Annotated in this window: 10 protein-coding genes and 2 pseudogenes; 8 read left to right on the forward strand and 4 right to left on the reverse strand. The window is 63.4% G+C overall.

Annotated features, from left to right (window positions below; translation table 11 throughout):
- Positions 1-48: 48 nt before the first annotated feature.
- Positions 49-1,347 (forward strand): mannosyltransferase, encoded by a 1,299-nt coding sequence (locus ACO07W_RS16130; protein WP_421844702.1) that lies wholly within the window; start codon positions 49-51, stop codon positions 1,345-1,347.
- 12 nt (positions 1,348-1,359) lie between these two features.
- Here ACO07W_RS16130 and ACO07W_RS16135 read toward each other — a convergent pair whose 3' ends face one another.
- Entirely contained in the window at positions 1,360-1,644 is a 285-nt protein-coding gene (locus ACO07W_RS16135; protein WP_421844704.1) for a 4a-hydroxytetrahydrobiopterin dehydratase, read from the reverse strand.
- A 26-nt stretch (positions 1,645-1,670) separates the two neighbouring features.
- Here ACO07W_RS16135 and ACO07W_RS16140 point away from each other — a divergent pair, with 26 nt between their 5' ends.
- The 6 genes and pseudogenes from ACO07W_RS16140 to ACO07W_RS16165 all read left to right on the forward strand — a co-directional run bounded on the left by ACO07W_RS16140 (position 1,671) and on the right by ACO07W_RS16165 (position 8,995).
- Positions 1,671-2,072 (forward strand): (deoxy)nucleoside triphosphate pyrophosphohydrolase, encoded by a 402-nt coding sequence (locus ACO07W_RS16140; protein WP_421844706.1) that lies wholly within the window; start codon positions 1,671-1,673, stop codon positions 2,070-2,072.
- A gap of 9 nt (positions 2,073-2,081) precedes the next feature.
- Positions 2,082-2,264 (forward strand): annotated as a pseudogene (locus ACO07W_RS16145) (amidase); the annotation flags it as partial.
- Positions 2,265-2,393: 129 nt separating this feature from the next.
- Positions 2,394-3,668 carry an IS256 family transposase gene (locus ACO07W_RS16150; protein ID WP_421840071.1) on the forward strand — a complete coding sequence of 425 codons (1,275 nt, stop codon included), beginning with the start codon at positions 2,394-2,396 and terminating at the stop codon, positions 3,666-3,668.
- A 57-nt stretch (positions 3,669-3,725) separates the two neighbouring features.
- Positions 3,726-5,042, forward strand: a pseudogene (locus ACO07W_RS16155) (amidase); the annotation flags it as partial.
- A gap of 101 nt (positions 5,043-5,143) precedes the next feature.
- Positions 5,144-7,030, forward strand: coding sequence for a translational GTPase TypA (gene typA / locus ACO07W_RS16160; RefSeq protein ID WP_421844708.1), 1,887 nt, complete (start codon positions 5,144-5,146; stop codon positions 7,028-7,030).
- A 72-nt stretch (positions 7,031-7,102) separates the two neighbouring features.
- Positions 7,103-8,995 (forward strand): ABC transporter family substrate-binding protein, encoded by a 1,893-nt coding sequence (locus ACO07W_RS16165; protein WP_421844710.1) that lies wholly within the window; start codon positions 7,103-7,105, stop codon positions 8,993-8,995.
- A gap of 59 nt (positions 8,996-9,054) precedes the next feature.
- On the opposite strand, the gene ACO07W_RS16170 is transcribed toward ACO07W_RS16165, so the two are convergent.
- The 3 genes from ACO07W_RS16170 to ACO07W_RS16180 all read right to left on the reverse strand — a co-directional run bounded on the left by ACO07W_RS16170 (position 9,055) and on the right by ACO07W_RS16180 (position 11,391).
- On the reverse strand, positions 9,055-9,681 hold the full coding sequence (locus ACO07W_RS16170) for a TetR/AcrR family transcriptional regulator (RefSeq protein WP_421844712.1): 627 nt from the start codon (positions 9,679-9,681) through the stop codon (positions 9,055-9,057).
- A 348-nt stretch (positions 9,682-10,029) separates the two neighbouring features.
- A complete protein-coding gene (locus tag ACO07W_RS16175) occupies positions 10,030-11,073 on the reverse strand; it encodes a PPE family protein (protein WP_421844714.1) in 1,044 nt (347 codons plus the stop codon).
- 15 nt (positions 11,074-11,088) lie between these two features.
- Positions 11,089-11,391 carry a PE family protein gene (locus ACO07W_RS16180; RefSeq protein ID WP_421844716.1) on the reverse strand — a complete coding sequence of 101 codons (303 nt, stop codon included), beginning with the start codon at positions 11,389-11,391 and terminating at the stop codon, positions 11,089-11,091.
- Positions 11,392-11,647: 256 nt separating this feature from the next.
- Here ACO07W_RS16180 and mshB point away from each other — a divergent pair, with 256 nt between their 5' ends.
- Complete coding sequence (gene mshB / locus ACO07W_RS16185; RefSeq protein WP_421844718.1) at positions 11,648-12,556, forward strand: N-acetyl-1-D-myo-inositol-2-amino-2-deoxy-alpha-D-glucopyranoside deacetylase; 909 nt, start codon at positions 11,648-11,650, stop codon at positions 12,554-12,556.
- Positions 12,557-12,617: the final 61 nt, after the last annotated feature.

Below are 12,617 nucleotides of genomic sequence, written 5' to 3' on the forward strand. Positions count from 1 at the left end.
GGTTGCCAAGCCCGAGCTGGCAGCCCAATAGCACCCGAGGGCGGCGTGATGGGTTCTGCGGTGGCTAAAGTCAGTCAGATAGACACCACTACAGCCGTCCCGGCGGCAAGCTCCACCCGGCGAAATATGAACTGGCTGGCCACTGCCGCGGTGCTGCTCATGGTCCTTAGCGCCGGGGCGCGATTCGCCTGGACTTACCTGGTGCCCAACGGCGCGAACTTCGTTGACCTACACGTCTACTTGGGCGGCGCGGCCGCTATTGACCACGGCTTGTACAGCTACGTGTACGCCGACCAAACACCGGATTTCCCGTTGCCGTTCACGTATCCACCGTTCGCCGCAGTTGTGTTCTACCCCCTGCAGCTGCTGCCTTTTGGTCTGGTTGCGTTTCTGTGGCAGGCCGCGACGATCTTCGCCCTGTACGGCGCGATTCGGATCAGCCAGCGCTTGATCGGCGCCGCTGGCGGTGCCACTGGCACCACCCCGGCCGCCGCGATGGTGTGGACGGCGATCGCTATCTGGATGGAGCCATTGCGCAGCATCTTTGACTATGGACAGATCAACGTGCTGTTGATGCTTGCGGCGCTGTGGGCGGCTTATTCTTCGCGTTGGTGGTTATCCGGCTTGCTCATCGGTGTGGCGTCCGGAATCAAGCTGACACCAGCAATTGCCGCCGTATACCTCGTCGGTGTTCGGCGGGTGGGTGCTGCCGTGTTTTCGGCATTCGTGTTCCTTGCCACCGTGGCCGTGTCAGCTCTGGTCGTTAGCGATCAGGTCCGCTACTACTTCACCGATTTGCTGGGCGACGCGCGTCGGGTCGGGCCCATCGCCACCTCATTCAATCAATCCTGGCGCGGCGCGCTGTCTCGCATCCTCGGCCACGACGCCAGGTTCGGTCCGCTGGTTATAGCCGCGGTCGCGGTCACGGCAGTATTGGCGGTTCTGGCATTCCGCGCTCTGAAAGGCTCCGATCGCCTGGGCAAGCTGCTGGTGGTCGAGCTGTTCGGCCTGTTGTTCTCACCGATTTCGTGGACTCATCATTGGGTGTGGCTGGTGCCGCTGATTATGTGGCTCATCCACGGGCCACTGCGTGAACACCCCGGTGCCCGGCTTCTGGGTTGGAGCTGGTTGATTCTGACAATCATTGGCGTTCCGTGGTTGCTGAGCTTCGCCCAACCGACCATCTGGGAGATCAGTCGACCCTGGTATCTGGCGTGGGCGGGTACGGTTTACGTGGCGGCGACTCTGGTGACTCTGGCATGGATTGCCACCACCAGGAACAGCGCTAGCCCGCGTGGGTCGGTACGGCCTCCGAACGTAGCGGCGGCGCGTCAGCTGGGCGACTAGGCACGTTGCCGATTAGCCCCCGAGGATCCCGTCTATATCGCGTGCCATCGAGATGTCGCGCTCGGTGATGCCACCCGCGGAATGGGTGACTAGCGCGAATATAACCGTCCGCCAGCGGATATCGATGTCTGGATGATGATCTTTGGCCTCGGCGCGTTCGGCCACCCGACGCACCATGTCGATGCCGGCGAGAAATGTCGGAAACGTGATCGATCGGCGCAGGGTACCGTCGATCCGCTCCCAACCGTTGAGCTCGGGCAGTGCGGCGTCTACTTGTTCATCCGTTAACACAGCCATACACCGACGGTATACCGTCACTGCTCATGGCGAACCAGATCGTCGTTGCCGGAGCGGTCATCTGTGGTTCGACCGTTTTGGTGGCGCAACGGGTTCGGCCGCCAGCGCTAGTGGGGCTGTGGGAACTCCCTGGCGGCAAGGTGGCAGCGGGCGAAACCGATCGCGGCGCGCTGGCCCGTGAGCTGGCCGAGGAACTCGGACTTGACGTCGAAGATGTCGCAGTGGGAGACCGACTCGGCGACGATATTCCGTTGAACGAGACTACGACGCTTAGGGCGTATCAGGTGCGTTTGATTCGCGGCGAACCGAAAGCTGAGCATCACCGGGCGGTGCGCTGGGTAACCGCCGCTGAACTAGCCGACATCGACTGGGTGCCAGCCGATCGCGGCTGGCTGGCAGACCTGACCGGAACTCTTCAACAGTCATAAGATCGGCCAATGCACGTAGACGAGTACCTGGTGTTGGATGCGACCGCATTGGCCGACCTAATAGAGCGCAAAGAGATCACCGCCGCCGAACTTCTTGCCGTGGCGCGCCAGCGCGCCGACGCGGTCAATCCGCGGTTGAACGCGATCATTTGTCGGCTCGACGACGTCGCCGACAAGCAAGCAGCCGATCCGCAGGGTCGCGTCTCATCGCTGGTGTAAATGGTCACGGGCGTAGGTTCCGTCGCAACCGACGAAAGCTATGAAGGAGGGGCTACGCCCGTGACCAAGCGAGTATCGCCGATTGAGCGTGTGCGTGTTGAGATGGATCAGTTGTTCGCCGCGACCGAGCGGCCGTTGACCGAGATTTTGGAGGAGGTCGGGCGGTTATCGGTGCGTCTGGTGTTTCAGGTCGCCGTGGAGGCCGAGGTAGAAGCAGTGTTGGGCCGAGCCCGTCACCAGCGTCGGGTTCAGGACGGCCCGGGCGGGTACCGCAATGGGTATCAACCGCCGGCGACGGTGAAGACCACGATGGGCTCGGTCGAATTATGCCGCCCGAAACTACGCGACACCGACGAGCGGTTCTGTTCGCGGCTATTCGGTGCCGGGGTGACGCGCACCCACGCTCTGGAGGCGTTGGTGATTTCGGGATGGGTGCGCGGTTTGTCGGATCGCGACATCGAGGCCGCGTTGGCCGAGGTGCTGGGCTCGCAGGCGGCGTTGTCGCGCTCGACGGTGAGCCGGATTTGTGCGGCCATCAAAGACGAGTTCGCTGCGTGGTCGTCTCGACGCCTTGATGAGCTGGTGTTGGACTACCTGTTCTTGGATGCCTCGAACTTTCGGATGCATCCCAACGCCCCGGCCGAGCCGGTGCTGGCCGCCTGGGGCATCTGCACCGACGGCAAGCCCCTGTTTATTGGGCTGGCCCCAGCCGCAGCGGAGTCGGCTGATGCGTGGGCCGACTTCTTGGCTGACCTGAGGAACCGGGGACTACGCCCGCCGCTACTGGGCATCTCCGACGGGGCGCCGGGCCTGATCGCCGCATGGGAGACCACGTTTCCGGCAAGCCTGCGTCAGCGGTGTCTGATCCATCGCTGCCGTAACGTCATCGCCAAGACACCTGTCGCGGTCCAGGACGAGATCAAAGCCGCGTTCTGGTCGATCTTCGATGACATTGACCAGCCACCCGGCCAGCAGGCCGTGGATGAAGCCACCCGCCGCGCCGAGGAGTTCACCACCACATACCGCGGGCTCTACCCAGCCGCGGTCGCTTGCCTGGCCAACGACTTCGCCTCGCTGAGCGTGCATTTGCGCTTCCCCCGCCAACACTGGACACGCATCCGCCATTCCAACCTCATCGAACGCACCTTCGGAGAATCCCGTCGCCGGGTCAAGGTCATCGGCCGCCTACCCGGCGAAACCAGCTGTCTGTCGCTGGTATGGGCCGTCCTCGACCGCGCCAGCCGCGGCTGGCGCGGAGTCACCCAAACATCAGCGACCAGCCGCCACCTCCAAGAACTACGCCACCAACTGCTCGAGCCACCCCGCCCACTGCATCCCCCCACCACAACAACCACGACCGACACCACCGCCGCGTAACATGACCACCAGGAACATGCGCCCAGCGTTTTTACACCAGTCCTAAGACGCCACCATCCGCAGCTAAGCGGAGCGTTTGCCGGCGTGCCGTTTCTGATAAAAGACCTTGGGCAGGAGTACCGGGGCTTTCCCACCTCATCCGGATCTCGCTCGCTGATCGATTATGTAGCTGAGCAGCATGCATTGGTCACACAGCGGTTCCTGGACGCGGGGCTGGTGATCTTTGGCAAAACCAACACCCCGGAGTTCGGGGCCAAGGGCGTGACAGAACCCGATTACTGGGGTCCGGCTCGAAACCCTTGGGATACGGCGCGGACGCCCGGCGGCTCATCGGGCGGGTCGGGGGCGGCGGTTGCAGCGGGCATTGTCCCGGCGGCAGGAGCGAACGACGGCGGCGGATCGATCCGAATTCCCGCGGCCTGCAACGGCCTTGTCGGCCTCAAGACCAGTAGAGGGTTGTCACCGTACGGCCCGCAAACAGGTGAGTCGATGTTCGGTATGGGAACTGAGGGGGTCGTGTCGCGCACCGTACGGGACAGCGCCGCCCTCTATGACGCGATCATCGGCGCCAACGCGCGTGCCGACTACCAGGTTGCGCTTCCCGCCGGTCCGTTCGTCGAACACATCAAGAACCGTCCGGGCGCCCTGAAAATCGGGTATTCGACGTCGTCGGCGATCAATAGTCATCCCAGCCGCGAAGCAGTCGCCGCAGTCGAGGCAGCCGCGACAGCGCTGCGCGGCCTGGGCCACCAGGTCGACGAAGTGGTGCCGCCCTACGACGATGCCGCACTGGCGCGCGACTTCCTCACCATTTGGTTCGCGCAGCTCTACCAACAAGTCGTCGAGATCCGAGAGCGACTCGGAGCCCGTGACAGTGACTTCGAGGCCGACACGTTAGCGATGTGCGAACTTGGCCGATCCACCGGCCTTCAGGCGTTGATGCTTGCGCTGGAGAACAGAAACAACCACATCCAGTCCCTGGCGAGTTTCCACGAAAGCTACGACTACTTGTTAACTCCCACCTTGGCCACCTCGCCTCTGCCTATCGGTGCCACGACGACGTCCCCTCGCTTACAACTCGCGGCCCGAACCCTGAGTAAATTGCACGCCGGAAAGGTGATGGCACTCAGCGGAATAATGGACGAACTCATTCAGGAAAGCCTGGGCTGGGTGCCCTATACGCAGCTCGCCAACATCACCGGCCGGCCCGCGATCAGCGTGCCTCTGCACTGGACCGAGGCGGGGCTTCCGCTGGGCGTGCAGTTCGTCGGTCGACTGGGCGCCGACGGTGATCTCTTACAGCTGGCGGCGCAACTCGAAGAAGCCGTTCCATGGGCGCACCGGCATCCTGCGCCTGTCATGGCGGCGACCTAGTCTGGGCCGGCGGTCAGGTTCGACGGATTCGGTTCGGTCGGCGAGGCGACCCTCGACTGCGCATTTCGCTATCCGGGGCCCTCGCTGCCACAATCACCAACGTGCCATTCCGCAATGTCGCCATCGTCGCGCACGTCGACCACGGCAAGACCACTTTGGTAGATGCGATGTTGCGGCAGTCCGGCGCGTTGCGAGAACACGGTGAAGTTCAGGAACGCGTGATGGACACCGGTGACCTGGAACGCGAAAAAGGCATCACCATCTTGGCGAAGAACACTGCTGTGCACCGCCATCACGGTGACGGAACCGTCACCGTGATCAACGTGATTGACACTCCTGGTCACGCCGACTTTGGCGGTGAGGTGGAGCGCGGGCTGTCCATGGTGGACGCGGTCTTGCTGTTGGTTGACGCGGCCGAGGGGCCGTTGCCGCAAACGCGGTTCGTGCTGCGCAAGGCGCTGGCCGCGCATCTTCCGGTGATTCTGGTGGTCAACAAGACAGATCGACCCGATGCTCGGATCAGTGAGGTTGTGGAGGCCAGCCACGACCTGTTGCTCGATGTCGCCTCCGACCTCGACGACGAAGCCGCCGCCGCTGCCGAGCATGCGCTGGGCCTGCCGACGTTGTATGCGTCGGGGCGTGCCGGCGTGGCGGGCACAACGCAACCCCAGGACGGCCAGGTTCCCGACGGCAACAACCTCGACCCGCTGTTTGCGGTCCTTTTGGAGCATGTGCCGCCGCCCAGGGGCAACGTCGATGCCTCGCTGCAGGCGCTGGTCACTAACTTGGACGCGTCGAGCTTTCTGGGCCGTTTAGCACTGATTCGGATCGACAGCGGACGCATTCGCAAGGGGCAGCAGGTCGCATGGATACGCGAAGTAGACGGCCGAGAAACCACAACGACTGCCAAGATCACCGAATTGCTAGCGACTCAAGGTGTGGAACGCGCGCCGACCGACGAGGCGATCGCGGGCGATATCGTGGCCGTTGCGGGCTTGCCGGAAATCATGATCGGCGACACGCTGGCCGATCCGATGAATCCCGTCGCGCTGCCACGAATCACCGTGGACGAACCGGCGATCTCGGTGACTGTTGGCACCAACACCTCGCCGCTGGCCGGCAAGGTGTCCGGCCACAAACTCACCGCGCGAATGGTGCGCAACAGGCTCGATGCCGAACTGGTGGGCAACGTATCGATCCGCGTCGTCGACATCGGCCGGCCGGACGCCTGGGAGGTGCAGGGCCGCGGTGAATTGGCGCTGGCAGTGCTGGTCGAGCAGATGCGCCGCGAAGGCTTCGAACTGACTGTGGGCAAGCCGCAGGTGGTGACCAAGACCATCGCTGGCAAGCTGCACGAACCGGTCGAGGCCATGACGGTTGACTGCCCGGAGGAGTACGTCGGCACGGTCACCCAGCTGATGGCCGCGCGTAGAGGCCGCATGGTGGAAATGGCAAACCACACCACCGGCTGGGTCCGTATGGAGTTCGTTGTTCCCAGCCGCGGCCTGATCGGATGGCGAACCGACTTCCTCACCGAGACTCGCGGCACTGGTGTCGGGCACGCGGTGTTCAGCGGTTATCAGCCATGGGCGGGTGAGATCCGGTCCAGACACACCGGGTCACTTGTCTCGGACCGGTCCGGCACCATCACGCCTTTTGCGTTGCTCCAACTCGCAGACCGGGGCCAGTTTGTCGTCGAGCCAGGCCAAGATACCTATGCGGGCATGGTGGTCGGAATCAATCCTCGTCCGGAGGATCTCGATATCAATGTCACTCGCGAGAAGAAGCTGACCAACATGCGGTCGTCGACCGCCGATGTTTTCGAGACGTTGGCTAAGCCGCTACAGCTGGACCTTGAGCGGGCGATGGAGTTCTGTTCGTCGGACGAATGCGTTGAGGTGACGCCGGAGATCGTGCGGGTGCGCAAGGTCGAGCTGGATGCTACCGCGCGTGCCCGTAGCAGGGCTCGGGCCAAGGCCCGCGGGTAGATGGTCGGTTGGCGTACGCGACCCCGGTTGCGGTGGACCACAGCTCGGGTCCGATCGTTGCTCGATACCCTGATGGGCGTGCCGAGCCCAGTTCGCCGCGTTTGTATGACGGTCGCCGCGCTGGTTGCGCTGCTGGGTTTGTCGATGTCGGCCTGTAGCGTCAGCCCGCCGCCAGCACCGCAAAGCACCGATACACCGCGCAACCGACCGCCGGCACCACGGCGTCCGACCCAGATCATCATGGGCATCGATTCCATCGGGCCCGGGTTCAACCCGCATCTGATGTCGGATTTGTCGCCGGTGAACGCGGCGGTCAGCGCTTTGGTACTACCGAGCGCGTTTCGGCCAGTGCCCGACCCGAACTCGCCGACCGGTTCGCGTTGGGAGATGGACCCCACCCTGCTGGTATCAGCCGATGTGATCAGCGACAACCCGTTTACGGTGAGCTACAAAATCCGGCCAGAGGCGCAGTGGACCGACAACGCTCCGATCGCTGCAGACGACTTCTGGTACCTGTGGCAGCAGATGGTCAGCCAGCCGGGGGTTGTTGACCCGGCCGGCTATGACCTGATCACCGGAGTGCAGTCGCTCGATGGCGGAAAGCAGGCGGTCGTCACCTTCGCGCAGCGATATCCCGCTTGGCGAGAATTGTTCAACGACATCCTGCCAGCGCACATAGTCAAGGATGTGCCGGGCGGCTTCGCCGCGGGACTGGCCCGGGCGCTCCCGGTCACCGGCGGGCAGTTCCGAGTGGAGAACATCGACCCGCAGCGCGACGAAATTCTGATCGCTCGCAATGACCGCTACTGGGGACCACCCGCCAAACCCGGCCTGATCCTGTTCCGGCGGGCCGGAGCACCGGCTGCACTGGCCGACTCGGTGCGTAACGGCGATACGCAGGTGGCGCAGGTGCATGGCGGCTCGACCGCTTTCGCGCAGCTGTCGGCGATCCCTGACGTGCGCACCGCCCGAATCGTGACCCCGCGGGTCATGGAGCTGACGCTGCGCGCAAACGAGCCGAAGCTGGCCGAACGGCAGGTCCGAAAAGGGATTCTGGGGCTTCTTGACGTCGACCTGCTTGCCGCCGTAGGTGCTGGCACCGACAACACCGTCACCTTGGACCAGGCGCAAATTCGTTCGCCCAGCGATCCGGGCTACGTGCCGACCGCGCCGCCCGCGATGACGAGGACGGCAGCGTTGAGCCTGCTGGCGGAGGCGGGGTTCCGCATCGAACCCAATACCTCGGCGTCGCTTGTTCCGCCGGACCCCGACGCGGCGACCACGCCAGTGAGCACCGGGCCGCCAAAAGTCATCCGCGGCAAAATCAGCAAGGAAGGCAAACAGTTATCGCTGGTCATCGGGGTCGCGGCCAATGACTCGACCTCGGTAGCCGTTGCCAACACTGCCGCCGACCAATTACGCAGCGTCGGCATCGCGGCCACGGTATTGGCGTTGGATCCTGCCAAGCTCTACCGCGACGCGTTGAGTAAACATCGAGTAGACGCCATTGTGGGCTGGCGGGCGGCCGGCGGAAGCTTGGGGACGTTGCTGGCCTCTCGCTACGGCTGTCCCGCGTTACAGATGGAGGCGGTGTCACCCACCGCTACATCGTCGCCGGAACCGGCGCAGGCTCCGGGCGGTACGCCCACGACATTGGCTGAAGCGCCAACGCCACTGAGCCGCCCACCTGAACCAGGTGCGCTGGTAAGGGCGCCCTCGAACCTCACCGGAATCTGCGATCCCAGCATCCAATCCAACATTGATGCCGCCCTTAGCGGTACCAAGAACCTCAACGAGGTAATCACCGCGGTCGAACCTCGATTGTGGAATATGGCCACGGTATTGCCGATCTTGCAGGACACCACGATCGTCGCGGCCGGCCCGAGCGTGCAGAACGTGAGCCTGTCCGGGGCGGTACCGGTTGGCATCGTCGGCGACGCTGGCCAGTGGGTAAAGACTAGATAGCTCGGTCATGGGCTGACCGCGGTGTGCTCGACGTCAAAACCGCGACAGCCCGGCGAGTTTTAGGAATTCACCGCCGCGTCATTCGCGCTTACCGGCTGCGCTCTGGGCATGATCACGGCGTCGACGATGCGCCCGAGCTGGTCTCGATCGGGCGGTGAGCCGGTGAACAGCACATGTTGGTGGATCAGGGCGAGTCCGATTCGTGCGGTCAGCGGGGTCAAGATGGCAGGGTCGATTTCACCGGCGCGTGCGCCCTTCTGCAGGATTGATTCGACTATCAGCAGTCGCGGGGCCCACACGGAGTTGACGAAGATTTCGCGCAACTCGGGTTCGTGCATGAGCTGTCCGGCGATTTCTATGCCGGGAAATGGGGTTTTACCCGCCAGGATTTCGCAATTGCTGCTAAACAGCGCAACGAGGTTCTCTCTTGCCGATCGGTCGGCGCGCGGCACGGGTACCGGGGGGAGCGCGAATTGCAGCGCGGCTAATACGAGTTCATGTTTGCTGGCCCAGCGCCGGTACAACGCGGCTTTGCCAGTGCGGGCGCGCGCGGAGATCCCTTGCATGGAAAGCTTGCCGTACCCGACAGACTTTAGTTCGGCGAGGGTCGCCTCGTACAGGGCGCGCTCAAGTACCTCGCCTCGCCGTCGGTATCGGGGGGTTTTCGACGGTGCGCTCGATGCCATCGTTCCGATAGTAGCCAACGCGGATGTGGTCATGACACCGATGTGCGGACTAATCAACATCGGCTTGTGTGGCCGCAGCCCGTCGGTGATGGTGGCCGGACAGGCCGATCGCAACGATTGCCAAGCGGCGTCCGCGCCGATCTTGATCCCACCGCTGCGGCGCGTTCGACAACTGCTTTAGTATTCGATCGATAGTCAATGTGGAACTCACTTTTGCTGTAGAACAACATGTTTCAGTTGTTCGCGGTTCCCGAATGTGGTCCAGGCGCGAACGTGAGTGAGCTTTGGCCACGGCGATTGCGCAGTGGTGGCAGGCGTGCACCGCAGAGAGGAAAGTGCGGCTTCTGGCTAGCCGGCTGCGGGCGAGCAGGGTATGACGGTGGCTCGGCGTCTAGATCCAACGGCGCCCACAGCGGCCCCGGCGATGCCCGCAAACGCCAGCTGGATCCAAGGGGTTCCCGACGTCGTTGACGGACCGCCCGCCGCGGCTGTTGGAGTGGGTGAGGCGCTCGGTGCGGCCGCGATCCAGCTTGGGGGAACCGACAACCTTCCGATAGAGCTTGCGTTTGCTAGAGACGCCGACACGATAGGGTTCAGGGTTCTGCTTAGGGCAGCGCGTGTCAGTAGCGTGCCGAGCTTGCCTAAGGCGAAGCGCTGCAGCATCCCGCCCATGTTGGTGCCCTCGATCATGGAAAGCATGTATGTGAAGGGTGTCGATCCGACTCGCGCACCCATGAACTCGACACGAATCGTTTTAGACAAAACATGGATCAGCTCATGCAGCCTCGGGAATGGTCGTGCCGCGTCCAAGGCAACGGATCTGCCAACCGCTTGGGCCAACGCCGCCAGTTGCGCGGCGGGTCCGCTCGGGTTGGTGGTCGGTGTTGGCGGGCTGAATGGTGTGGGTGTTGAGGCGCCCGCCAGCGTGGCCGCGTAGTTGTACATCGCTTGGGCGTCCTGCACCCACATCTCGGCGTAGTGGGTCTCGGTCACCGCTATCGCCGGAGTGTTCTGGCCGAAGAAGTTGGTGGTGATCAGTTCTAATAGCAGGGCGCGGTTGGCCGCGATCACCGCTGGCGGGACGGTCTGCGCGAACGCTTCTTCATAAGCGCCCGCCACCATTTTCGCCTTAGCTGCGACGAACTCGGCTTGCGCAGCGGTCGCGGTCATCCAGGCCAGATATGGGGCGACGGCCGAGGTCATCGACTCTGATGACGACCCCCGCCATCCAGCTGCTAGTCCGGTAACTTCAGACTCGTAGGAACTGGCGGTGGAATACAGGCTGGCCCCGAGTTCATCCCAGGCCGCCGCGGCAGTCAGCATTGGCTCGGCGCCCGGTCCGGCATACATGCGCGCGGAATTGATTTCCGGCGGGAACATCGCGAAATCCATTGTCATTCAGTGTATTTAGGTGGTGACAATGGCGTTGTTGGTGCTCTCGGTGAGCGCATACAATTTACCGCTGGTCTCCAACGTGGTGACAAACGATTCGTGAATCCGATGGGCTTGGGCGCTGATCGCTTGATACAGCTCGCCATGCGCGGCGAACAGCGTCGCCGCCATCGCGGACAGCTCATCCGCGGCGGCTGGGGTCACCTCGATAGTCGGTGCCGCCGCGGCCGCATCGTTGGCGCTCATCATCGCGCCGATCTGGCGCAGCCTGCTGGCCGCCGCCGTCAGAATCTCGGGCTGTGTGGTCAAAAACGACACGCGCTTCTATCCTCTCCAAGAGTTTTGGGCAGGTAGGGCTTGCGGTATTTCGCTCGCGTCTGGGCGAGCGGAAAACGCTGGGTTCCGCACGGCGTTGTAGACGGCACCGTTCACTACTGTGGTCTTCACCATAGCTGCTACGGTTACGGAACGGTAGCGTTTCTTGTGGGAAATTTTCTCGACCGTCGCCCGCTTCCAGGAGCCGCGACGATCAGTGTTTTGCATCGGCGTTCGTCCGCGTCGATAGGGTGCGTTCATGGTTGAGACGCCGCGGCTGTTGTTCGTGCACGCACATCCCGATGACGAGAGCCTCAGCAACGGTGCCACAATCGCGCACTACACCGCTCGGGGCGCGCACGTGTGCGTGGTTACGTGCACGCTCGGTGAGGAGGGTGAAGTCATTGGTAATCGCTGGGCCCAGCTCGGGGTTGACCATGCCGATCAACTCGGTGGCTATCGCATCGGTGAACTCGCTACGGCATTGCGGGCGTTGGGGGTCAGCGGTCCCGTCTACCTGGGGGGCGCCGGTCGCTGGCGCGATTCCGGCATGGCCGGCACAGAACGGCGCAGTCGGGGAAGATTCATTGATGCCGACGAACGCGAGGCAGTCGGAGCGCTGGTTGAGATCATTCGTGAGCTTCGGCCGCATGTCGTGGTTACCTATGACCCCAATGGCGGCTACGGCCATCCCGACCACATACACACCCACATCGTCACCACTGCCGCGGTGGCGGCGGCCGGCACCGAGGCCAGGGCCGACTACCCGGGTGCCCCGTGGACGGTGCCGAAGTTCTACTGGACGGTTATCGCTGCGGACGCGTTCGGTTCTGCAGCGCGTTCGCTGGGTCGCGACGATCTGCGACCCGAGTGGGAACTGCCTCCGGAAGAGATTCCCTTCGGATACTCCGATGAGAAGATCGACGCCGTGGTTGAGGCAGACGCGGACGCGCGCGCTGCCAAGGTCGCCGCGCTCGCGGCTCATGCCACCCAAGTTGTTGTCGGCCCGACGGGCCGAAGCTGTGCCCTCTCGAATAACCTGGCATTGCCCATCCTCGGGAAGGAACACTATGTGCTCGTTGCAGGGGCAGCGGGGGAGCGTGACGAGCGTGGCTGGGAAACAGATTTGCTCGCTGGGCTGGGTATCACCGGCCCTAACAGGCGGTAGGCTGCCAACCAGGTAGCCGCGGAAGGAATTTCTATGGACCCCGACCTGGATCCGAACCAGC

The organism is Mycobacterium sp., assembly GCF_965230835.1.
GTDB lineage: Bacteria > Actinomycetota > Actinomycetes > Mycobacteriales > Mycobacteriaceae > Mycobacterium.

Bases quoted from the DNA above. Each gene is read 5' to 3' on its own strand.
- ACO07W_RS16170 (WP_421844712.1), bottom strand. From the start codon at position 9,681: ATGGCATCGAGCGCACCGTCGAAAACCCCCCGATACCGACGGCGAGGC.
- ACO07W_RS16130 (WP_421844702.1), top strand. From the start codon at position 49: ATGGGTTCTGCGGTGGCTAAAGTCAGTCAGATAGACACCACTACAGCC.
- ACO07W_RS16140 (WP_421844706.1), top strand. From the start codon at position 1,671: ATGGCGAACCAGATCGTCGTTGCCGGAGCGGTCATCTGTGGTTCGACC.
- ACO07W_RS16175 (WP_421844714.1), bottom strand. From the start codon at position 11,073: ATGGATTTCGCGATGTTCCCGCCGGAAATCAATTCCGCGCGCATGTAT.
- ACO07W_RS16150 (WP_421840071.1), top strand. From the start codon at position 2,394: ATGGATCAGTTGTTCGCCGCGACCGAGCGGCCGTTGACCGAGATTTTG.
- mshB (WP_421844718.1), top strand. From the start codon at position 11,648: ATGGTTGAGACGCCGCGGCTGTTGTTCGTGCACGCACATCCCGATGAC.
- ACO07W_RS16165 (WP_421844710.1), top strand. From the start codon at position 7,103: ATGGGCGTGCCGAGCCCAGTTCGCCGCGTTTGTATGACGGTCGCCGCG.
- ACO07W_RS16135 (WP_421844704.1), bottom strand. From the start codon at position 1,644: ATGGCTGTGTTAACGGATGAACAAGTAGACGCCGCACTGCCCGAGCTC.